The organism is Bradyrhizobium sp. BWC-3-1, assembly GCF_032917965.1.
In the GTDB taxonomy this organism is placed as follows: domain Bacteria; phylum Pseudomonadota; class Alphaproteobacteria; order Rhizobiales; family Xanthobacteraceae; genus Bradyrhizobium; species Bradyrhizobium canariense_D.
Genome location: NZ_CP136625.1, coordinates 4,749,708 through 4,770,053, shown reverse-complemented (window position 1 = coordinate 4,770,053; position 20,346 = coordinate 4,749,708). Strand labels below are relative to the sequence as shown.

The following is a 20,346-nucleotide window of genomic DNA, read 5'->3' as shown; positions in this document are numbered from 1 at the left end:
GGCCTAGACACTCCAGGGCAGACGGATGGTGGCGCTCGCGGTGGCCGCGATGCCTTCCTCGCGGCCGGTGAAGCCGAGCCGCTCGCTGGTGGTCGCCTTGACCGCGACGCGGGAGATGTCGACGCCGGAAATCTCGGCGATGCGCGCGCGCATGGTCTCGCGCAAAGGGCCGATCTTCGGCCGCTCGCAGATCATGGTCACCTCGAGATTGGCGATGCGGCCGCCGCGCTGGGTGACGCGCTCGATGGCGTATTGCAAAAACTGGTCGGAGGAGGCGCCTTTCCACTTCGCGTCGCTGGGCGGAAAGTGCGATCCGATGTCGCCGTCAGCGAGCGCGCCCAGGATGGCGTCGACCAGCGCATGCAGGCCGACATCGCCGTCGGAATGGGCCAGGAAGCCTTTGGTGTGCGGCACGCGCACGCCGCATATCATGAGATGGTCGCCCTCGCCGAAGGCGTGGACGTCGTAGCCCGTGCCGGTCCTGATGTCGCCGAGCAGGCTTGCCAGCCGCGCTTCCTCGCGCACGAAATCCTCGGGAGTGGTGAGCTTCATATTGGCAACATCGCCTTCAAAGGTTGCAACCGTCAATCCCGCCCATTCGGCAATCGCGGCATCGTCGGTGAAATCGCTGCGCCTGTCCTTGGCCGCGCGACGATGCGCTTCGAGGATGACGTCGAAACGAAAGGATTGCGGCGTCTGCGCAATTCGCAACCGCGCCCGGTCCGGCGTGTCCTCGACATTGTCATTCTCGCCGGTGATCTTGATGGTGTCGGTGACGGGAACGACGGGGATCGCCGCGCCGGTGCGGCTGGCCGCATCGATCGCGCGGGTGATCACGCCTTCCGAAACGAAGGGTCGCGCGGCGTCGTGGATCAGGACGATGTCGGGCTTGTGCCTGGCGAGCGCTTCGAGACCGGCGAGCACCGAGGCCTGCCGGGTCGCGCCGCCATTGACCGGCGCCTCGTGGCCGAGCCCTGCGACCGCCGCCGTGAACATGGCGCTGTCGTCCGGGTTCACGACTGGCTGAACTGCGAACACGTCCGCATGACGGCTGAAGGCCTCCATGGCGCGATAGATCACCGGCACGCCGCCGATCTCGCGATATTGCTTGGGGCCACCGGCGCCTGCGCGCAGGCCGCGTCCGGCAGCGACGAGGACGACTGCGGTGCGCTGTGATTTCGCCATAGGACTCAAATACTCATTTGGTGATGAAGAGAGTCGGGGGTGGGGTGATCGCCGCATGCCTCTAGCACGGCAGGCCCGCAATAAAAGGGGGTTTCCCCGGATTGTGGGAAACAGCATTTTGCTGCACTGCACTTGAAAGATTTGCAGAACTGTCTAAACTGTAGGCATGACGCTTGACTGCACAAGAATTGTGCGCAAGATAGGTCATGGCAGGCGCGATGAGGCGCTGCCAACGCAACGAGACCCCTGTGACCGGCTCGGTAGTATCAGGCTCTAAGCCATTGAAGATAGGCGATATTGATGTCGCCACCCCGGTCTTCCTGGCACCGATGTCGGGGGTGACTGACTCGCCCGTCCGCCGGCTTGCCGCGGAGTTGGGGGCCGGTCTGGTGGTGTCCGAAATGACGGCCAGCGACGAACTCGCCAATGGCCATCATATGTCCCGGTTGCGCTGCGAAGCCACGAGGATCGGTCCCCACGTGGTCCAGCTCGCCGGGTGCGAGACGCATTGGATGGCGGAGGGCGCCCGGATCGCTGAAGCCGAAGGCGCCGATATCATCGACATCAACATGGGCTGTCCGGCTCGTCACGTCACCGGCGGCCAGTCCGGTTCCGCCTTGATGCGCGACCTCGACCACGCCGTCAGCCTGATCGAAGCGACGATCGCGGCGGTGAAGGTGCCAGTGACGTTGAAGATGCGGCTCGGCTGGGACGACCGCACCCGCAACGCACCGGAACTGGCGCGGCGCGCACAGGCATCAGGCATCAAGCTCGTCACCGTGCACGGCCGCACCCGCTGCCAGTTCTACAAGGGCGAGGCCGATTGGGATGCGATCCGCGCCGTACGCGAGGCCATCTCCATTCCGCTCGTCGTCAATGGCGACATCACCACTTACGAGAAGGCCCTCGCGGCGTTAAAGGCCTCCGGCGCCGATGCCGTGATGATCGGCCGCGGCGCGCAGGGCCAGCCCTGGCTGCCCGGCCAGATCGGCCGCCGCCTCAAGGGTGGGGCGGTGGAAGCCACGCCGCCGCTCGAGACGCAGCTGCATTATGTGCGCACGCTTTATGAAGGCGTCTGCGCGCTCTACGGCCTGCGCATCGGGCTGCGGCACGCGCGAAAACATCTGGGCTGGGCGCTCGACGTCGCGGCCGATGTGAGCCGTGCGCCGGCCGAGAAGCTGAAATCCTGGCGCCAGAAAATCCTCACCTCGGAGGATCCGCACCTCGTTCACCGGTCACTGCAAGATGCCTTCGACGACTTCGCATGGAGCGCCGCTGCATGAGCTCAGTTGCTGAACATCGTCGGCCGTTTCCGTCCGACAGCGATGCCATCCTGGACGCACTTCCCAATCCCGTGCTGATGATCGGGCCGGACGGCAAAATCGTCGCCGCCAACATCGCAACCGAAGCCTTCTTCGATATCTCGACGCAGTTCTTGAAGCGGCAGTCGCTGAAAGAGCTGGTGCCGTTTGGCAGCCCCTTGCTGGCGCTGATCGACCAGGTGCGTTCGTCGAATGCACCTGTCAACGAGTACAAGGTCGATCTGGGCACGCCGCGCATGGGCGGGGACCGCCAGGTCGATCTGCACGTTGCCCCCGTCACGGAACGGCCCGGCCATATCGTGGTGATGCTCCAGGAGCGCTCCATCGCCGACAAGATGGACCGCCAGCTCACCCATCGCAGCGCCGCGCGCTCGGTGATCGCGCTCGCCGCGATGCTGGCGCACGAGATCAAGAACCCGCTCTCGGGCATCCGCGGCGCGGCGCAGCTCCTGGAGCAGCAGGCCTCCTCGGAAGACCGCATGCTGACGCGGCTGATCTGCGACGAGGCCGACCGCATCGTGACGCTGGTCGACCGCATGGAGGTGTTCGGCGACGAGCGCCCCGTGGTGCGCGGCCCCGTCAACATCCATTCGGTGCTCGATCACGTCAAACGGCTGGCGCAGTCCGGCTTTGCCCGCAACATCCGCTTCGTCGAGGATTACGATCCCTCGCTGCCCCCGGTGCTGGCGAACCAGGACCAGCTCATCCAGGTGTTCCTCAACCTGGTGAAGAACGCCGCCGAAGCGCTGATCGACGTTCCCGACGGTGAAATCCAGCTCACCACCGCGTTTCGCCCCGGCGTCCGCCTGTCAGTCCCCGGTCAAAAATCCCGTGTATCCCTGCCGCTCGAATTCTGCGTGAAGGACAACGGACCAGGCGTGCCGGACGATCTTCTGCCAAACCTGTTCGATCCCTTCGTCACAACCAAACAGACCGGCTCGGGTCTGGGCCTCGCGCTGGTCGCAAAGATCATCGGGGATCACGGGGGCATCATCGAATGCGAATCTCAGCCGCGCAAGACAACCTTCCGCGTGCTGATGCCGATGTATTCCACATCGGTGAAACATGCCGATCAAAGCAGTCACGACGGCTCTGCCGGGAAGTCGTCGTCTGCGTCACAGGGGGCGAAATGAGGATTAACGATGCCCGCAGGTAGCATTCTCGTTGCTGATGACGACACCGCCATCCGCACGGTTCTCAATCAGGCACTATCGCGCGCCGGCTACGAAGTGCGGCTGACCGGCAATGCCGCAACGCTGTGGCGCTGGGTCAGCCAGGGGGAGGGCGATCTCGTCATCACCGACGTGGTGATGCCCGACGAGAACGCGTTCGACCTGTTGCCGCGGATCAAGAAGATGCGGCCGAATTTGCCTGTTATCGTCATGAGCGCGCAAAACACCTTCATGACGGCGATCCGGGCCTCCGAGCGCGGCGCCTATGAATATCTGCCGAAGCCCTTCGATCTGAAGGAGCTGATCGCCATCGTCGGCCGCGCGCTGGCCGAGCCGAAGGAGCGGGTCTCGACGCCGAACGAGGACGCCGAGATGGAGGCGATCCCGCTGGTCGGCCGCTCGCCGGCGATGCAGGAAATCTATCGCGTGCTGGCGCGCCTGATGCAGACCGACCTCACCGTGATGATCACGGGCGAGTCCGGTACCGGCAAGGAGCTGGTGGCGCGCGCGTTGCACGATTACGGCAAGCGCCGCAATGGCCCGTTCGTCGCGGTCAATATGGCGGCGATCCCGCGCGACCTGATCGAGTCGGAACTGTTCGGCCATGAGCGCGGCGCCTTCACCGGCGCCAACACCCGCGCCTCCGGCCGGTTCGAGCAGGCCGAGGGCGGCACGCTGTTCCTGGACGAGATCGGCGACATGCCGATGGAGGCGCAAACCCGTCTGCTGCGCGTGCTTCAGCAGGGCGAATACACCACGGTCGGCGGTCGCACCCCGATCAAGACCGACGTTCGCATCGTGGCGGCCTCCAACAAGGATCTGCGCGTCCTGATCCAGCAAGGCCTGTTCCGCGAAGATCTGTTCTTCCGCCTCAACGTCGTGCCGCTACGGCTGCCGCCGTTGCGCGAGCGCATCGAGGATCTGCCCGATCTCATCCGTCATTTCTTCGCGCTGGCGGAGAAGGACGGCCTGCCGCCGAAAAAGCTCGATACGCTGGCGCTGGAGCGCATGAAGCAGCACCGCTGGCCGGGCAACGTGCGCGAGCTCGAGAACCTCGCCCGTCGCCTCGCGGCGCTGTATCCCCAGGATGTGATCACGGGCTCCGTCATCGACGGCGAGCTGGCGCCACCCACGGTCAGCCCGGGTGCCGCCGTCCAGCATGGCGTCGACAATCTCGGTGGCGCCGTGGAGGCGTATCTCTCCTCGCACTTCCAGGGCTTCCCGAACGGCGTGCCGCCGCCGGGCCTCTATCACCGCATCTTGAAGGAGATCGAGGTGCCACTGCTCACGGCCGCGCTCGCGGCCACCCGCGGCAACCAGATCCGCGCCGCCGATCTACTCGGCCTCAACCGCAACACGCTGCGGAAGAAGATCCGGGATCTCGATATCCAGGTGTATCGGAGCGGCGGCTAGCCCCACGCAACGGCCGGTGGCTCAGCTCCCCCTACCAAGCGGAGCTGAGCCTGTCCGATCGCGCTGGCCGTCGTGGCTGACGCGGTGAGCAGAAGTCCCGATCGGACTGAAATGTTCCGCAGGAACATTCAAAGGGTGATTTCAGCCGCGGGACGCGGCCTCACACCTATCTGACAAACCGGCCTGAGACCTGTATTGCGCTGGCGACGTTCGCATTGGGCTCCTGCACCCCGAGACCATTGACCAGCAGGTCCGCCGCCACGATCAGCAGCAGCACGGCCGATACCATCACTGCGAGAAAGAACCTGTGCATGCTGGTCAAGCCGCCGGGGCTGGAATCCGTTCCCGCCCTCCGGCATGTCGCTGTGGATGCGCGGGTCGGTCGCGGCGGTGACGCCGCGGAATTGTCGCAATTCGGCAACAATGTGGTACGAATACATCAGTAGCCGCCCGCCGCGGCCCCCCGTTTTCAGCACCCATTGCCGGAATGACCAGCGCAGACACCTCGGCCGCATCCTTTGACACGGCCCCAGCAGAAGAGCCCCGGCGTTGGTCGGCGCGACGCTGGCTGGCGCCGTTCGCCGTGGCGCTGGCGCTGCTGTCGGCCTTGCTCACCTTCCTGGTCCTGACCGGCCTCACCAGCATCGAACTGACGCCGCAAGTTGTCCGTTCGTTCTATCTGAGCAACGCAGCCACCATCCTGCTGCTGGTCGGCATCATCATCCGCGAGCTCTGGCAGCTGATCCTGGCGCGACGGCGGGGCAGGGCGGCGGCGCGCCTCCATGTCCAGATCGTCAGCCTGTTCTCGATCGTGGCGGTGCTGCCGGCGGTGCTGGTCGCCGTCGTCGCCAACGTCACCATCGAGCGCGGCCTCGACCGCCTGTTCTCCGGCCCGACCAAGGAGGTGATCCAGAATTCACTGACGATCGCGCGGGCTTACATGCAGGACCATGCGCAGCTGATCCGGGGCGACATTCTCGGCATGGCCAACGACATCGCCCACGCGCGGCCGCTCTACGACCAGGATCGCCGCTCGTTTCGCGAATTGCTGACGTCCAGCGCCGCCTCGCGCAATTTGCCGGGCGCGATGATCATCGACAAGAACACCAACATTCTCGAATCCGCCGACACCGGCATGCGGCTGGCCTATTCGCCGCCGGCACCGGACTTCCTCAGCAACGTCAACGAATCCGAACCCGAGATCGCGGTGCTGCCCGATGCGAGCTTCGTCGCCGCGGTGGTCCGCTTGCGCGCCTTCAGTGACACATTCCTCTACGTCGCACGGCCGCTCGATCCGAATGTCGTCAACCAGCTCAAGCAGACCGAGGTCAGCGTCGCCGAATACGCCCAGATCGAGTCGCGCCGGCTCGGCATCCAGGTCGCGTTCGCGCTGATGTTCGCTGTGATCGCGCTGACCATCCTGATGGCCTCGGTGCTGATCGGCCTCAACTTCGCCAACTCGCTGGTCTCGCCGATCCGGCGGCTGATGAACGCGGCCCAGACGGTCTCGACGGGCGATCTCCATGTGAAAGTGCCGGTGCACCAGTCGGAAGGCGACCTCGCCCAGCTGGGTGAGACCTTCAACAAGATGACGGAGGAGTTGCGTAGCCAGCGCGACGAGCTCGTCAACGCCAGCGAGCTCATCGACAGCCGCCGCCGCTTCATCGAGGCGGTGCTGTCGTCCGCCAGCGCCGGCATCATCGGCGTGGATACCTCAGGCAGCGTCGGCATTCTCAACCGTTCCGCCGAAAAGCTGATCGGTCACTCCGAAGCCGAGACGCTCGGCCATCCGCTCTCCGACGTGCTGCCCGAGCTCGAAGAGATGATGAAGACGGCGCGGGAAGGGACCCAGCGCCTGGTGCAGGGGCAGATCACGATCACGCGCGACGGGCAGGAACGCAATCTGTCGGTCCGCGTCAGCGCCGAGAAGACCAGCCAGCCGCACGACAGCTACATCATCACGCTCGACGACATCACCGAACTGGTCTCGGCGCAACGCACCTCGGCCTGGGGCGACGTCGCGCGCCGCATCGCGCATGAGATCAAGAATCCGCTGACCCCGATCCAGCTCTCCGCCGAACGCATTCGCCGCAAATTCGGCAAGGACATCACCGAGGGCAAGGACAAGCAGATCTTCGAACAGTGCACCGACACCATCGTGCGTCAGGTCGACGACATCCGCCGCATGGTCGACGAGTTCTCGCGCTTTGCGCGGATGCCTAAGCCGGTCATGGAGGGTGAGGACGTCGCCGACACAGTGCGGCAGGCGGTGTTCCTGATGAAGGTCGCCCACCCCGAGATCGATATCGAGGCCGAGTTCAAGGAAGACCCGCTGCGCGCCCAGTTCGACCGGCGGCTGATCTCGCAGGCCGTCACCAACATCGTCAAGAACGCCACCGAGGCGATCGAGCAGGTCCCCCTGGAGGAGCTCGGCAAAGGCCGGATCGACGTCGTGGTCTCGCGCGAGGGCGAGGACGTGCTGATCGACGTCGTCGACAACGGCATCGGCCTGCCCAAGGTGGCGCGCTCCCGCCTGCTCGAGCCCTATGTGACGACACGCGCCAAAGGCACCGGCCTTGGGCTCGCGATCGTCGGTCGCGTGCTGGAAGACCATGGCGGGCGCATCGAGCTGAAGGATGCCTCGGACTTCCGCGAGGGCCAGCGCGGCGCCTGGATGCGGATGCGTTTTGCGATCGCCGGCGCTCCCGCGAAAAGCGAGGGGGCCGAACCGGCAGCCGCGGCAACGACCAAGCCGGAAAGCGGCGAAACGGCTACGCAATCCCTCAAGGATCCGGAAACAAAAGAGGCGGCCGTCGAAACCAAAGAGCCGGCTGAAAAGACCAATGATTCAACGAAGATCAAAGCCTCAACAGGCAGCTGAGAAAACAGGCGATCCATGGCAAGTGAAATTCTGATTGTCGATGATGAGGCCGATATTCGGGATCTCGTTGCGGGCATCCTCGAAGACGAGGGCTTCGTGACCCGGACCGCGCGCGACAGCGATACGGCGCTCGCCGAGATCGCCAACCGCAGGCCGCATCTGGTGTTCCTCGACATCTGGCTGCAGGGCTCCAAGCTCGACGGCTTGCAGCTCTTGGAGCAGGTCAAGAAGGACAACCCCGATCTGCCGGTCGTGATGATCTCCGGCCACGGCAACATCGAGACCGCGGTCGCCGCGATCAAGCGTGGCGCCTACGACTTCATCGAGAAGCCGTTCAAGACCGACCGGCTGATCCTGGTCGCGAACCGTGCACTGGAGAACTCGCGGCTCAAGCGCGAGGTCAAGGAGCTGAAGCAACTCGCGCCGAGCGCAAGCTCGCTGGTCGGCCGCTCGCCCAGCATGAACCAGCTGCGCCAGACCATCGAGCGTGCGGCCAAGGCCAACAGCCGCATCCTGATCGTCGGCCCCGCGGGCGCCGGCAAGGAACTGACCGCCCGCACGTTGCACACGGCCTCGGGCCGCGCCGACGGCCCCTTCGTCGTCATCAACGCCGCTGCGATCACGCCCGAGCGGATGGAGCACGAGCTGTTCGGCATCGAGCAGTCCAACGGCGAGCACGCGCGCAAGCCCGGCGCACTCGAAGAGGCTCATGGCGGCACGCTGTTCATCGACGAGATCGCGGACATGCCGCGCGAGACCCAGAACAAGATCTTGCGCGTGCTGGTCGAGCAGTCGTTCCAGCGCGTCGGCGGCAACGGCAAGGTGCAGGTCGACGTCCGCATCATCTCCTCCACCGCGCGCAACCTCGAAGAGGAAATCGCGGCCGGTCATTTCCGCGAGGACCTCTATCACCGGCTCTCGGTGGTGCCGATCCGCGTGCCCGCATTGTCGGAGCGGCGTGAAGACATTCCGGAATTGATCGACTATTTCATGGAGCAGATCTCCGCGGGCAGCGGCCTGCCCAAGCGGCAGATCGGCCAGGACGCGATGGCGGTACTGCAGTCGCATGTCTGGCCGGGCAATGTGCGCCAGCTCCGCAACAACGTTGAGAGAGTCATGATTCTCGCCGCTGGCGGGCCGGAAGTCATCATCACTGCCGACATGCTGCCGCAGGATGTCGGCTCCATGGTGCCCGCGATGCCGACCAGCAACAATGGCGAGCACATCATGGGCCTGCCGCTGCGCGAAGCGCGCGAAGTGTTCGAGCGCGACTATTTGATTGCACAGATCAGCCGTTTTTCAGGAAATATTTCTCGCACGGCCGAGTTTGTTGGCATGGAACGCTCGGCGCTGCACCGGAAGTTGAAGGCGCTCGGCGTCGGCTAACGCTGCGACGTCGTTGGAATAGGCGAGGAAAATCATCGATTTCCGTAGTTTTTCGGGGCAATACGGCATGGGCTGCCGCGTGAAGCGGCTTGCCTAATAAGCCTACCTGTCCTCTAATTGAACCGCTGTCCCCCCGAGGGGGATCTCATGAGGGACGGCAACCGGACGAGGACCCCGAGTTTCAAAAGAGGGCCGCAACCGGCGCAATAAAAAGAAACTCAAAGCGAGAAAAAAACAATGGCGGCAGACCGCGCACAAAACCTGCAGGACACCTTCCTTAATCACGTTCGCAAAACCAAAACGCCACTGACGATCTTTCTGGTCAACGGAGTGAAGCTCCAGGGCATCGTGACCTGGTTCGACAATTTCTGTTTGCTGCTTCGGCGCGACGGTCACTCGCAGCTCGTCTACAAGCATGCGATCTCGACCATCATGCCGGGCGCTCCGATCCAGCTGTTCGAAGGCGGCGAGGATCAGCCGGCTTGAGAGTGATCTGATTGGAACCCCGGAATTTCGACGGGGATGCCGACCGTCCGCGGTCGGCAGGGGGTACGCAGACGGGGCGGGTGCTTGTCATCGGTCCCTATTTGCGGGTGCGCGCAGGCAGTGCCGACGCGCAATCGGAAGCTCATGTCGTGCGTGACGCGGAAGCCCGGCTCGACGAAGCCGCCGGCCTCGCGCGCGCGATCGATCTCGTCGTTGCCGACGCCATCATCGCGCCGATCAGCCAGATCCGCCCTGCGACCTATATCGGCAAGGGTAAGGTCGAGGAGATCGCCGCGCTCGCCAAGAGCCTCGACGTCGAACTCGTGGTGATGGATTGCGCGCTTGCGCCGATCCAGCAGCGCAACCTCGAGAAGGAGTTGCAGGCAAAGGTGCTCGACCGCACCGGTCTCATCCTGGAAATCTTCGGCCGCCGCGCCAAGACCAAGGAAGGCTCGCTCCAGGTCGAGCTCGCGCATCTCAACTATCAACGTTCGCGCCTGGTGCGCTCATGGACCCATCTCGAGCGCCAGCGCGGCGGCTTTGGATTCATGGGCGGTCCCGGCGAGACGCAGATCGAAGCCGACCGCCGCCTGATCCAGGAGCGCATCTCCAAGCTCGAGGGCGAACTGAAGAAGGTGCAGGCCACACGCCGCCTGCATCGCGCAGGCCGCCAGCGGGTGCCGTACCGCGTCGTGGCGCTGGTCGGCTACACCAATGCCGGCAAATCGACGCTGTTCAACCGCCTGACCCGCGCCGACGTGCAGGCCGCCGACATGCTGTTCGCCACGCTGGATCCGACCCTGCGCGCGCTCACCCTGCCGCATGGCGGCAAGGCGATGCTGTCGGACACCGTCGGTTTCATCTCCAATCTGCCGACGCAGCTCGTCGCCGCCTTCCGCGCCACGCTGGAGGAGGTGCTGGAGGCCGACGTCATCCTGCATGTGCGCGACATCTCGCACGACGATGCCGAGGCGCAGCAGAGCGACGTCGACGCGGTGCTGCGCCAGCTCGGCATCAATCCCGATGATTCAGGCCGCATCATTGAGGTCTGGAACAAGATCGACCGTTATGGTCCCGAACAGCGCGAAGAACTCTTGAATATCGCCGCGCGCAGGCCGGAGGACCATCCCGCGATGCTGGTGTCGGCCGTGTCGGGCGAAGGGGTCGACGCGCTGCTCGCCGCGATCGAGGAGCGCTTGGCCGCCAAGCGCATCACGCTCGACCTCTCCATCGATGCCTCCGACGGCGCCGGCATCAGCTGGCTGCATCGGAATTCCGAAGTGCTGGCGAAAGAGCTGCACGACGGCCGCTTCGACATGACGGTGCGGGTGGACGAGACCAAGCGGGATATCGTGGTGAACCGGTTCGATGCCGTGCCGCGACTGTCCGTGTAGTTAGTGTCGTCCCGGCCGAGTTAGCGGCCGGCTTGCTTGCGCTCCTCTGGTGACGACTGCTTCGCACTCTTCGCCTCATTCCACAACGCGTCCATCTCCGCCAGCGACGCCTGCTCGAGGGTCCGCCCCTGCGCCTCCAGCGCCCGTTCGATATAGGCAAACCGCCGCTCGAACTTCGTGTTGGTCGCCCGCAGCGCGGCTTCCGGATCGGCATCGACATGGCGGGCGAGGTTGACCAGCGCGAACATCAGGTCGCCGGTCTCTTCCGCCAACCCCTCGCTGTCGTTGCGATCGAGTGCGGCCTCGATCTCGTCGGCTTCCTCGCGGATTTTTGCCAGCACCGCGCGCGGATCGTTCCAGTCGAAGCCGACAGTGGAGGCCTTGCGCTGCAGCTCCATGGCGCGCGTCAGGGCGGGCTGGCCGGCCTTCACGCCTGACAGCAGCGACTTGTGGGACGGCGCTTCCTGGGGTGGCCGGCGCGCGGCACGCTCGGCTTTCTCCTCGGCCTTGATGCGGTCCCAGACTTCCTTGACGTGGGAGGAGGCGAGATCGCCCTCCTTGTCGGCGAAGACGTGCGGATGGCGCCGGATCATCTTGCGGGTGATGGCCTCGACGACATCGCCGAAGGCAAAGGCGTTCTGCTCCTCGGCCATCTGAGCATGGAACACCACCTGCAGCAGGAGGTCGCCGAGCTCCTCGCAGAGATCGTCGAGATCGCCGCGGCTGATGGCCTCGACCACCTCATAGGCTTCCTCGATCGTATAGGGGGCGATGGTCGCAAAATTCTGCTCGAGGTCCCAGGGGCAGCCAGTCACCGGCGTGCGCAGCGCCGCCATGATCTCGATCAGGCGGGAAATGTCGCGGGAAGGGGTCATTGCGGGCATTCTCCTGGCTCTCAAGCCTTATGCCAAAAGCGCCCCCGTTCCCAGCGTAGCGCGGCGGAACAGGGTGATTTCCACCGGTTGGCGCGCCAGATTGGCGAGCCGCGTGCGCAGTGCTAAAGCGCGGGCCATGACTGACGCATCTTCATCCGAAACCGCGCTGGTGCTGTTTTCCGGCGGCCAGGATTCCACCACCTGCCTTGCCTGGGCGCTGAATCGTTTTGCGCACGTGGAGACGCTTGGGTTCGATTACGGGCAGCGCCACGCCATCGAGCTTGCCTGCCGCGACCGGCTGTTCGACGGCATCAAGGGCCTGCGCACGGATTGGGCTTCCAGGCTCGGGGAGAGCCACACGCTAGCGATCCCGACGCTGGCGGCCGTGTCCGAGACGGCGCTGACGCGCGACGTCGCGATTGCGATGGGCGCCGACGGCCTGCCGAACACGTTCGTGCCCGGCCGCAATCTGGTGTTTTTGACTTTCGCCGCGGCGCTGGCCTATCGGCGCGGCATCAGTTACATCGTCGGCGGCATGTGCGAGACCGACTATTCCGGTTATCCCGATTGCCGCGACGACGCCATCCGCGCGATGCAGGCCGCGCTGTCGCTCGGCATGGCCCGCAAGTTCGAGCTGCATACCCCGCTGATGTGGATCGACAAGGCCGCGACGTGGAAGCTCGCCCATGACCTCGGCGGCGACGGGCTGGTCGACCTCATCCGCGAGCAGTCGCACACCTGCTACCTCGGCGAACGCGGCGCGCAGCATGATTGGGGATACGGCTGCGGAGAATGCCCGGCGTGCAGCCTGCGGGCGAAGGGGTGGCGGGAGTACGTGGCGGGACGGTGATACCATAGACTCGGTGTCATCACCCGCGAAAGCGGGTGATCCAGTACTCCGAGAAGGTAGCGATAATCGACAGGCCGCGGCGTACTGGATTCCCCGCCTTCGCGGGGAATGACAGTGTTGGTTGGGGTTAGAGTGTACCCAAGCAACGCGCAAAGGGACTACGGCGCAAAATCCTCCGCCTTCAGCTCGATCGGCTTGCCGTGCGGGGTGCGATCGGCCGCGTGGTCCCAGGCGTCGCGGTAGCGATGCAACGTCTCCGCAGACGCAACGCCCTTGCGCGCGACCAGCCCCTCCAGCGTGGCGAGCCAATGGAGATAGTAGGTCTCGCCCGTATCGGGATCGCCGGCCGCCTGCGCGCGCTTGATCTCGGAGGCCAGGGCTGCCGCCCATTCGGGCCAGGTGAACACGCCGCGCTCGTGCAGCGTCAGCGCCATCGCGAAGGCGTGCGCCTCCCAGGGCGCGCGGAACACCGGGCCGTCATCGTCGCGCGGAATGCTCGGGATCGCTGCCGTCGCGGCAGCAGCAGCCGTGCTGCTCATCACGCCGGGTCCAGATACGGCTCGAACGCATCGATCGAGACTTTCGAGGTCGGATCGCCGTCCGCGCCCCAGAGATCGCGGCCCTCGAACACGACAGTGTAGAGCCATTGCGGATTCTCGCCGAGCTCCATCGCCGCCGAGTCCGGAAACACGTGGCAGCCATGGTTCAGCTCGACGATTCCGACATGACCACGCACGTAGCGCGGCAGGCGGGTGTGGGTCGCCGGGTGAATGTTCTTCGCGCGGACCTTGTCACCGATCTTGAATTTCGCCGGCGCCGGGGCAGGGCGGGCGAACTTGCCGCGCACCATGATGCGCTCGACCTGGCCGAGATCGAACTTGCCGTGCTTGAGCGCCTTGGCCGGCTGCATCGCGTGGCCGGCGGCGACTTCCTCCCGAGTGAGGTAGCCCTTCTCGATCAGCATCTCCTCGAGCCCGAGAAACCATTTCTTGTAATAGGAGCTCGAGAGATAGATATGCGGCGGGATCGTCTCGCGATAGAAGCGCGAGGTGTCGATGTTGAAGGCGCCGGCCGCGCCCATCGCGCGCACCATGGCGAGAACACGCGACTCCCATTCCTCGTGGAACACCGGCTCGTTCGGTTCGGGCTCGACCTTGCCGAACCCGTCCATGCCGCCCATGTCGTGCACGCCGTTCATGACGGCGCCCCCGGCGCCTTGGGAAAGCCGGTGCCGATCATGGAATCGCGCGTGACCAGCTCGGCGAGCTGCTCCTCGCTCCAGCCTTCGGTCCCTGCGGGGCGCATCGGCAGCACCAGAAAGCGCGTTTCGGCGGTCGAATCCCATACCCGGATTTCAACGTCCTTGGCGACTTGCACGCCGAAATCGGCGAGCACGCCGCGCGGGTCCTTCACCGCGCGGGAGCGATAGGGCGCGGCCTTGTACCAGACCGGCGGCAGCCCCAGCATTTCCCAGGGGTAGCAGGAGCACAGCGTGCACACGACCATGTTGTGACGTTGCGGCGTGTTCTCGACCACGACGAGGTGGTCGCCGACGCGGCTGACATGGCCGAGCGTGCCGATCGCCTTCGAGCCGTCCTCCAGCAGTGCCTTCTTGAACGCCGGATCGCTCCAGGCCTTGGCGACAACGCGCGCGCCGTTATGGGGGCCGATCCGGGTCTCATAGGCCTGGATGATGGCGTCGAGCGCGGCCGGCTCGACATAGCCTTTTTCGGTCAGGATCGTCTCGAGCGCGCGCACGCGCAGCTCGGTCTCCGACAGCTCGGAATGGTCGTGATCGTGGTGATGATGGTCGCTCATGGGGCGAAGATAGTCCCAGAATCCGGGCGTTGTCGAGCCGAAGACTCTGCTAACATCGCACCATGGGCTGGGCTGCAAGAACCGGAATAACCGTCGCAATCGCGGCTCTTGGCGCATTCGCGGCGCAGGATGCGCGCGCCGCGAATGGCGCCTATGCGGTCGATGCCGCCGACATTTCCGATGTCGGCTCCTGCAAGGTGGAAAGTTGGCTGTCGGCGGCTTCCAACACGGATTTTTCGGCGGTCGCCAATCCCTCCTGTGTCGTCGATCCCTTCAGGCCGATCGAGCTGAGCCTGCAGACCATCCGGGCCCGGAGCGGCGGCGACTGGAGCACGACAATCGCGCCAAAAGCCAAGACGAATTTCGTCCCGACCGGAATCGGCCGGTGGGGATTGTCGGCCTATGGCGGAGGATCGTTCGACGCGGCGACCGGCGAGGCGCTATCCCCCTTTGCCGTCATCCCCGCGACCTTCCGCCTGTCGGAGACCATGCGCATCAACGTCAACGGCGGCTGGCTCTGGGATCGGACGGTGGATCGCCATTACCTGACCTACGGCATCGGCTTCGATTGGAAATTCACCGACACGCTGCAATGGACGATCGAGGCGTACGGGCAGGCCGGCGCCGCCGAGGTCGCAAGCATCGTGCAGCCGCGTTTCCAGACCGGTGTCCGCTACCGACCGAACGAGATATTCTCCGTCGATCTGATCTACGGCCGCAACATCACCGGCGAAAATGCCAACTGGATCACCATCGGGACCACGATCCGGTTTCCGGTCCATGGAAGCGAACCCGAACATCGGCGCACCGGGCATCTGTGAGCGCCAGGAAGACCAAGACCAGGGGAGTTTGCGTTGCCTGACTATGTCAAGATCGAGAAGGGCCTCGGGCCGGAGGGACGGATTGCGGTGGTGCGGTTCGACCGCGGCGACGGCATCAATGCGCTATCGCCAGAGGCTTTACGCCAGCTCACCGCGGCCGCGCGCAGTTTTGAGGATGACGCCGCAACCTCTGCCGTGGTGCTGACAGGCAGCGCGGCTGCGTTCAGCGCCGGCTTCGACCTCAAGGATGCCGAAGGCCGCGCGCGCAAGGACATGGACCTCGGCACGCTGCGGCGGCATCTCAAGCTCGGACCGCGCCTGACCCACGCCTGGCAGGAGATGGAGCAGATCACGATCGCCGCCATCGAGGGGTTTTGCGTCGGCGGCGGCGTGGCGCTGGCCGTCGCGCTCGACTTCCGCGTCATGGGACGCGATGCCCATCTGCGCGTGCCCGAGATCGGCCTCGGCATGAACATGAGCTGGCAGAGCATTCCGCGCATGCTGCATCTGATCGGCCCGGCGCGCACCAAGCAGGCGGTGGTCCTGGCCGATCAGCGCATCAGCGCGGATGAGGCCTATGAGTGGGGCCTGGTCGAGCAGGTGGTCGATCCCGGCCATGCGTTCGATGCCGCGATGGAGCTTGCGCGCAAGGTGGCAGCGCAGCCGCCGCTCTCCGTTGCCATGACGAAACTCACGGTCAACCGGCTGGCGCATGCGCTGGATAATCTCGCCAGCCACATGGACGTCGACCAGTTCGCCCTGGCAAGCCTTAGCGAGGACCATAAGGAGGGCGTCGAGGCGTTCCTGACGCGACGCAAACCGAAGTTCAGAGGGCGGTAGAAGCCGGCCAGGCATTGATTGCGCCGCGGACTATCCGTATACGCGGCGCTGGGACAAAATAGGCCCGATCAACGGGCCGGCAGACGACAATGACGATCGAGGGGGAGGGCCCATGACCACTGGCACGCAGGCACCCGAGACGAAAGGGTTTCGCTGGAAGCTGATCGCGCCGCTCGCGGTATGGCTGCTGATCTATCTGTGGCCGGTGCCCGCAGGGCTCAACGCCAATCAGTGGCACTATTTTGCGATCTTCGCGGCCGTCATCACCGGGCTCATCCTGGAATCGATGCCGGTCGGCGCGGTCGGCCTGATCGGGCTGACGGTTGCCGGCGTCGGCGGTTATATCGATCCCGATCCGACCAAATCGCTGCGCTGGATGCTGGCGGGCTTTGCCGAGAGCACGGTGTGGCTGATCGTCGGCGCCTTCGTGTTCTCGATCGGGTACCGCAAGAGCCAGCTGGGCCGGCGTATTGCGCTCGTGCTGGTGCAAAAGCTCGGCACCAACACGCTCGGTCTCGGCTATGCGGTGGCGATGTCGGACTTCTTGCTGGCGCCGGCGACACCGTCCAACACCGCGCGCAGCGGCGGCATCGTCTATCCCATCATCAGCAACATCCCGCGCATCTACGGCTCCGAGCCAGGACCGACCGCCGGCAAGATCGGCACCTACGTGATGTGGACCGCGTTCGCGTCGACCGCCGTCACCAGCTCATTGTTCTTCACCGCGCTGGCGCCCAATGCAGCGGCGCTCGCCATCGCCAAGAAGACCGCCGGAATCGACGTCAGCTGGGCGCAGTGGTTCATCGGCTTTGCGCCGCTCGGCCTGCTCCTGATGGTGCTGGTCCCGCTGCTCAGCTACGCGGTCTGCCGCCCCGAGGTGAAGAGCAGCCCGGAAATTTCCGAATGGGCATCGAAGGAGCTCGCGGAGATGGGCCCGATGTCGCGCAATGAATGGATCATGCTGGCGCTGATCTTGCTCGCGATGTTCCTGTGGATCGCGGGCTCGAGCCCGGACATCCGCGTGCCGCTTCTGGGCTCGAATTTCGTCAACGCCACCACCGTCGTGTTCATCGTGATCTCGCTGATGCTGGTGACGGGCGTGATCGAGTTTGCCGACATCGTCGCCGAGAAGGGCGCCTGGGAGGTGTTCTTCTATTTCACCTCGCTGCTGACGCTGGCCTCGGGCCTCAACGAGATCGGCTTCATCAAATGGTTCGCGACCGAATACGCAAAGCCGCTCGCCGGGCTGTCGCCGTCGACCGCAATGCTCCTGCTGGTCGCGCTGTTCTTCTGGATCCACTATTTCTTCTCGAGCATCACCTCGCATGCCGCCGCCGTGCTGCCCGTGGTGCTCGCGGTCGGATCCGGCATCCCCGACCTACCAGTCACGACGCTCGCCATGCTCTGCATGTATTCGCTCGGCCTGATGGGGGTGATCTCGCCTTACGCGACCGGGCCGGCGCCGATGTATTTCGGGAGCGGCTATATCGGCAAGGGTCAGTTCTGGGGTTTTGGGCTGATCTTCGGGGTGCTCTATTTCGCGGGGCTGCTGCTGATCGTATGGCCCTGGTTGCAGGTCCACTGAGTCGGGCGGGAGGGCAATACGGCGGCAGATGAATTTTCTTCAGCGGGAAGACATTTGGAAAACTTCGTCCAACTCCCCGCAAATATCTGATATTGCCAGAGCGACCCGAAAGGGCGATTGTGCGTGCTGCGGTGCAGCGCGCTCCAGCCGAGTCCTCATCGCGGTTTCACTCTCCGTCGCTTGATGCGACCGTTCCCGGATGCCCAGGGGCAAGGGAACTATTGTGCATGAAGGCCGCCTCCATGAACGTCCACCCGTCGCTCGCGATCGGACAGCCGATCGAAAAGTTTGACGCGATCTCAGCTCACGCGATCTCACCTGCCGCGACTGCGTCCGACGCGATGGTCCGCTTCGAAGGCATCTCGAAAACCTATCCGGCCTATCGCGGCAAGCCCGGCGTCAATGCCCTGCAAAACATCGACTTCGCCATCCCGCGCGGTTCGATCACCGGAATCATCGGCCGCTCCGGCGCCGGCAAATCGAGCCTGGTCCGGCTCATCAACGGCCTGGAGAGGCCGACCACGGGCCGCGTCGTCGTCGATAACAGAGATATCTCGGCGCTCTCGGGCCGCGACTTGCGGCTGGCGCAGCGCTCGATCGGCATGATCTTCCAGCACTTCAATCTGCTGTCCTCCCGCACCGCTGCCGCCAACATCGCGCTGCCGCTGGAGATCGCCGGCTGGGCCAAGGCCGATATCCGCGCGCGCGTGGCCGAGCTGCTTGCGCTGGTGGGCATCGCAGACAAGCACGATCGCTACCCGTCAGAACTCTCCGGCGGCCAGAAGCAGCGCGTCGGCATTGCCCGTGCGCTCGCGACGCGGCCGAGCGTGCTGCTGTCGGATGAGGCGACCTCGGCGCTCGATCCGCAGACCACGCGGGCGATCCTCGATCTGCTCGCGAACATCAACCGCGAGCTAGGCGTGACCATCGTACTGATCACCCATGAGATGTCCGTGGTGCGCCAACTTGCGGGGGATGTCGTGGTGCTCGATGCCGGCCGCGTCGTCGAGAGCGGCCATGTCGCCGACATCTTCACCTACCCCAAGCATCCGATCACGCAATCCTTCCTGGCCGAAGTAATCGGAGACAGCCTGCCGGTGTCGCTGGCGAGCCGGATCGTTTCGGAGCAGCCTCCGGCCGGACAGGCCGTGATCCGCGTCCAGGTGCGCGGGGCAGGGGCCGGCGACACGATGGTGGCGCGGCTGGCGCGCGAGCTCGGCCTCGACGTGTCGCTGCTGTCGGCCCGCATCGACGAGATCGGCGGCCAGCATGTGGGCTCGCTGACGCTTGGTATCCCTCTCGGCATGTCCGGCGGCGAGGACGCGACGACGCGCACGCTGGCCTGGCTTTCACAATATCAATTCCCCGCGGAGCGTCTCGGCTATGTCGCCTGAACTCATCAACCTGATCATCCAGGCGACCGGCGAGAGCCTGTACATGGTCGGGCTCGCCGCGCTGATCGGCACCGCCTTCGGCCTGCCGCTCGGCGTCTTTCTCGCGACCAGCCGGAAAGGCGAGCTGTTCGCGGCGCCCATCGTCAATCGCGTGCTCGGTGCCGTCGTCAACGCGACGCGATCCACGCCTTTCATCATCCTGGTCGTCGCCATTATCCCGTTCACGCGGTTGGTGGCCGGCACCTCGATCGGATCGACGGCCGCGATCGTACCGTTGACGATCGCATCGGCGCCGTTCATCGCGCGCCTGGTCGAGGCCGCGATCCGCGAGGTCGATGGCGGCCTGATCGAGACGGCGTCCTCGTTCGGGGCCTCGCCGATGCAGATCGTGCTCAAGGTGCTGATCCCCGAAGCGCTGCCGGGTCTTCTGCTGGCGCTGACGCTCGCGGTTGTCAGCCTGCTCGGCTATTCCGCCATGGTCGGCGCCGTCGGAGGCGGAGGCCTGGGCGATCTCGGCATCCGCTACGGCTATCAGCGCTTCATGCCGGAGATGATGCTGGCCGTCGTCGTGGTGCTGATCGCGCTGGTGCAGCTCGTGCAGAGCGCCGGAGATTATCTCGCGCGCCGGGTCAATCGCCGGCTGCGACATCGCTGACGCCGTTTAAGACATTTCGAACAAGCAGGTTCTTGTCGGTCTGGAAGCATTCCAAACTTCGAGACACGACTGAGTGCATTCGTCGCACGCGTTGCGCACGCGTCTGGAGAAATTCTAACGCAGTTCCTATCGCACTCCGAAATCGCCTGCGTTAGGGCGAGGCATCAAAAACGATACCGGCGAAGCCGGCAGTGCGTGGGGCCTCGACAAACGTGACCGATTTCCAACTTGCTTCGCGTGCCGACACGCGTCGTCGACAGATACAGACT

The 20,346-nt window shown here is 64.9% G+C and carries 19 protein-coding genes; 13 read left to right on the top strand and 6 right to left on the bottom strand.

Annotated elements, in window-relative coordinates; translation table 11 throughout:
* Positions 1-3 precede the first annotated feature (3 nt).
* The gene (locus RX329_RS23170) at positions 4-1,185 is read right to left on the bottom strand and encodes a bifunctional 2-C-methyl-D-erythritol 4-phosphate cytidylyltransferase/2-C-methyl-D-erythritol 2,4-cyclodiphosphate synthase (RefSeq protein WP_018457823.1); all 1,182 of its coding nucleotides are present in this window, start codon (positions 1,183-1,185) and stop codon (positions 4-6) included.
* 281 nt (positions 1,186-1,466) lie between these two features.
* Here RX329_RS23170 and dusB point away from each other — a divergent pair, with 281 nt between their 5' ends.
* Genes dusB through ntrC form a run of 3 tightly spaced genes read left to right on the top strand, consistent with a single transcriptional unit; the run spans position 1,467 to position 5,092 of the window.
* Positions 1,467-2,468, top strand: coding sequence for a tRNA dihydrouridine synthase DusB (dusB, locus tag RX329_RS23165; RefSeq protein WP_317244326.1), 1,002 nt, complete (start codon positions 1,467-1,469; stop codon positions 2,466-2,468).
* Positions 2,465-3,640, top strand: coding sequence for a two-component system sensor histidine kinase NtrB (locus tag RX329_RS23160; RefSeq protein WP_026233448.1), 1,176 nt, complete (start codon positions 2,465-2,467; stop codon positions 3,638-3,640). Before dusB ends, RX329_RS23160 begins: the two co-directional genes overlap by 4 nt.
* 9 nt (positions 3,641-3,649) lie before the next feature.
* On the top strand, positions 3,650-5,092 hold the full coding sequence (gene ntrC / locus RX329_RS23155; RefSeq protein ID WP_007610301.1) for a nitrogen regulation protein NR(I): 1,443 nt from the start codon (positions 3,650-3,652) through the stop codon (positions 5,090-5,092).
* A gap of 166 nt (positions 5,093-5,258) precedes the next feature.
* On the opposite strand, the gene RX329_RS23150 is transcribed toward ntrC, so the two are convergent.
* A complete protein-coding gene (locus RX329_RS23150; RefSeq protein ID WP_162847234.1) occupies positions 5,259-5,405 on the bottom strand; it encodes a hypothetical protein in 147 nt (48 codons plus the stop codon).
* A gap of 174 nt (positions 5,406-5,579) precedes the next feature.
* On the opposite strand from RX329_RS23150, the gene RX329_RS23145 reads away from it, so the two are divergent.
* The 4 genes from RX329_RS23145 (at position 5,580) to hflX (ending at position 11,239) form a co-directional block, all read left to right on the top strand.
* Positions 5,580-7,973: a sensor histidine kinase gene (locus RX329_RS23145; protein WP_018457828.1), complete on the top strand. Its 2,394-nt coding sequence runs from the start codon at positions 5,580-5,582 to the stop codon at positions 7,971-7,973.
* Positions 7,974-7,988: 15 nt separating this feature from the next.
* Positions 7,989-9,359, top strand: coding sequence for a sigma-54-dependent transcriptional regulator (locus RX329_RS23140; RefSeq protein ID WP_007591127.1), 1,371 nt, complete (start codon positions 7,989-7,991; stop codon positions 9,357-9,359).
* Between the two features lie 237 nt (positions 9,360-9,596).
* A complete protein-coding gene (hfq, locus tag RX329_RS23135) occupies positions 9,597-9,845 on the top strand; it encodes an RNA chaperone Hfq (RefSeq protein WP_007591126.1) in 249 nt (82 codons plus the stop codon).
* An 11-nt stretch (positions 9,846-9,856) separates the two neighbouring features.
* Complete coding sequence (hflX, locus tag RX329_RS23130) at positions 9,857-11,239, top strand: GTPase HflX (RefSeq protein ID WP_026233449.1); 1,383 nt, start codon at positions 9,857-9,859, stop codon at positions 11,237-11,239.
* Positions 11,240-11,259: 20 nt separating this feature from the next.
* Here the strand turns inward: hflX and mazG are convergent, their stop codons facing one another.
* Positions 11,260-12,114, bottom strand: a complete 855-nt coding sequence (mazG, locus tag RX329_RS23125; protein WP_317244325.1) for a nucleoside triphosphate pyrophosphohydrolase — start codon at positions 12,112-12,114, stop codon at positions 11,260-11,262.
* A 136-nt stretch (positions 12,115-12,250) separates the two neighbouring features.
* Here mazG and queC point away from each other — a divergent pair, with 136 nt between their 5' ends.
* A complete protein-coding gene (gene queC / locus RX329_RS23120) occupies positions 12,251-12,964 on the top strand; it encodes a 7-cyano-7-deazaguanine synthase QueC (RefSeq protein WP_018457831.1) in 714 nt (237 codons plus the stop codon).
* A gap of 158 nt (positions 12,965-13,122) precedes the next feature.
* On the opposite strand, the gene RX329_RS23115 is transcribed toward queC, so the two are convergent.
* The 3 genes from RX329_RS23115 to nthA are packed head-to-tail and all read right to left on the bottom strand — an operon-like array spanning position 13,123 to position 14,782.
* On the bottom strand, positions 13,123-13,503 hold the full coding sequence (locus RX329_RS23115) for a nitrile hydratase accessory protein (protein WP_018457832.1): 381 nt from the start codon (positions 13,501-13,503) through the stop codon (positions 13,123-13,125).
* Positions 13,503-14,162: a nitrile hydratase subunit beta gene (gene nthB, locus RX329_RS23110; RefSeq protein ID WP_018457833.1), complete on the bottom strand. Its 660-nt coding sequence runs from the start codon at positions 14,160-14,162 to the stop codon at positions 13,503-13,505. The genes RX329_RS23115 and nthB overlap by 1 nt, the downstream gene beginning before the upstream one ends.
* Positions 14,159-14,782 carry a nitrile hydratase subunit alpha gene (gene nthA, locus RX329_RS23105; protein ID WP_085349816.1) on the bottom strand — a complete coding sequence of 208 codons (624 nt, stop codon included), beginning with the start codon at positions 14,780-14,782 and terminating at the stop codon, positions 14,159-14,161. Before nthA ends, nthB begins: the two co-directional genes overlap by 4 nt.
* 62 nt (positions 14,783-14,844) lie before the next feature.
* Between nthA and RX329_RS23100 the strand changes: the two genes are divergently transcribed.
* The 5 genes from RX329_RS23100 to RX329_RS23080 all read left to right on the top strand — a co-directional run bounded on the left by RX329_RS23100 (position 14,845) and on the right by RX329_RS23080 (position 20,077).
* Complete coding sequence (locus tag RX329_RS23100; protein ID WP_085349815.1) at positions 14,845-15,603, top strand: hypothetical protein; 759 nt, start codon at positions 14,845-14,847, stop codon at positions 15,601-15,603.
* A 33-nt stretch (positions 15,604-15,636) separates the two neighbouring features.
* Positions 15,637-16,443 (top strand): enoyl-CoA hydratase/isomerase family protein, encoded by an 807-nt coding sequence (locus RX329_RS23095; RefSeq protein ID WP_085349814.1) that lies wholly within the window; start codon positions 15,637-15,639, stop codon positions 16,441-16,443.
* A gap of 112 nt (positions 16,444-16,555) precedes the next feature.
* On the top strand, positions 16,556-18,028 hold the full coding sequence (locus RX329_RS23090; protein WP_085349813.1) for a DASS family sodium-coupled anion symporter: 1,473 nt from the start codon (positions 16,556-16,558) through the stop codon (positions 18,026-18,028).
* Between the two features lie 227 nt (positions 18,029-18,255).
* The gene (locus RX329_RS23085) at positions 18,256-19,422 is read left to right on the top strand and encodes a methionine ABC transporter ATP-binding protein (RefSeq protein ID WP_198957646.1); all 1,167 of its coding nucleotides are present in this window, start codon (positions 18,256-18,258) and stop codon (positions 19,420-19,422) included.
* Positions 19,412-20,077, top strand: a complete 666-nt coding sequence (locus tag RX329_RS23080) for a methionine ABC transporter permease (protein ID WP_018457839.1) — start codon at positions 19,412-19,414, stop codon at positions 20,075-20,077. The genes RX329_RS23085 and RX329_RS23080 overlap by 11 nt, the downstream gene beginning before the upstream one ends.
* Positions 20,078-20,346: the final 269 nt, after the last annotated feature.

Coding starts and splice junctions, on each gene's coding strand:
- nthB (WP_018457833.1), bottom strand. CDS start 14,162: ATGAACGGCGTGCACGACATGGGCGGCATGGACGGGTTCGGCAAGGTC.
- mazG (WP_317244325.1), bottom strand. CDS start 12,114: ATGACCCCTTCCCGCGACATTTCCCGCCTGATCGAGATCATGGCGGCG.
- hfq (WP_007591126.1), top strand. CDS start 9,597: ATGGCGGCAGACCGCGCACAAAACCTGCAGGACACCTTCCTTAATCAC.
- RX329_RS23150 (WP_162847234.1), bottom strand. CDS start 5,405: ATGCACAGGTTCTTTCTCGCAGTGATGGTATCGGCCGTGCTGCTGCTG.
- RX329_RS23100 (WP_085349815.1), top strand. CDS start 14,845: ATGGGCTGGGCTGCAAGAACCGGAATAACCGTCGCAATCGCGGCTCTT.
- RX329_RS23160 (WP_026233448.1), top strand. CDS start 2,465: ATGAGCTCAGTTGCTGAACATCGTCGGCCGTTTCCGTCCGACAGCGAT.
- RX329_RS23140 (WP_007591127.1), top strand. CDS start 7,989: ATGGCAAGTGAAATTCTGATTGTCGATGATGAGGCCGATATTCGGGAT.
- RX329_RS23085 (WP_198957646.1), top strand. CDS start 18,256: ATGAAGGCCGCCTCCATGAACGTCCACCCGTCGCTCGCGATCGGACAG.
- RX329_RS23170 (WP_018457823.1), bottom strand. CDS start 1,185: ATGGCGAAATCACAGCGCACCGCAGTCGTCCTCGTCGCTGCCGGACGC.
- queC (WP_018457831.1), top strand. CDS start 12,251: ATGACTGACGCATCTTCATCCGAAACCGCGCTGGTGCTGTTTTCCGGC.
- RX329_RS23145 (WP_018457828.1), top strand. CDS start 5,580: ATGACCAGCGCAGACACCTCGGCCGCATCCTTTGACACGGCCCCAGCA.
- nthA (WP_085349816.1), bottom strand. CDS start 14,782: ATGAGCGACCATCATCACCACGATCACGACCATTCCGAGCTGTCGGAG.
- RX329_RS23115 (WP_018457832.1), bottom strand. CDS start 13,503: ATGAGCAGCACGGCTGCTGCTGCCGCGACGGCAGCGATCCCGAGCATT.
- ntrC (WP_007610301.1), top strand. CDS start 3,650: ATGCCCGCAGGTAGCATTCTCGTTGCTGATGACGACACCGCCATCCGC.
- RX329_RS23090 (WP_085349813.1), top strand. CDS start 16,556: ATGACCACTGGCACGCAGGCACCCGAGACGAAAGGGTTTCGCTGGAAG.
- RX329_RS23080 (WP_018457839.1), top strand. CDS start 19,412: ATGTCGCCTGAACTCATCAACCTGATCATCCAGGCGACCGGCGAGAGC.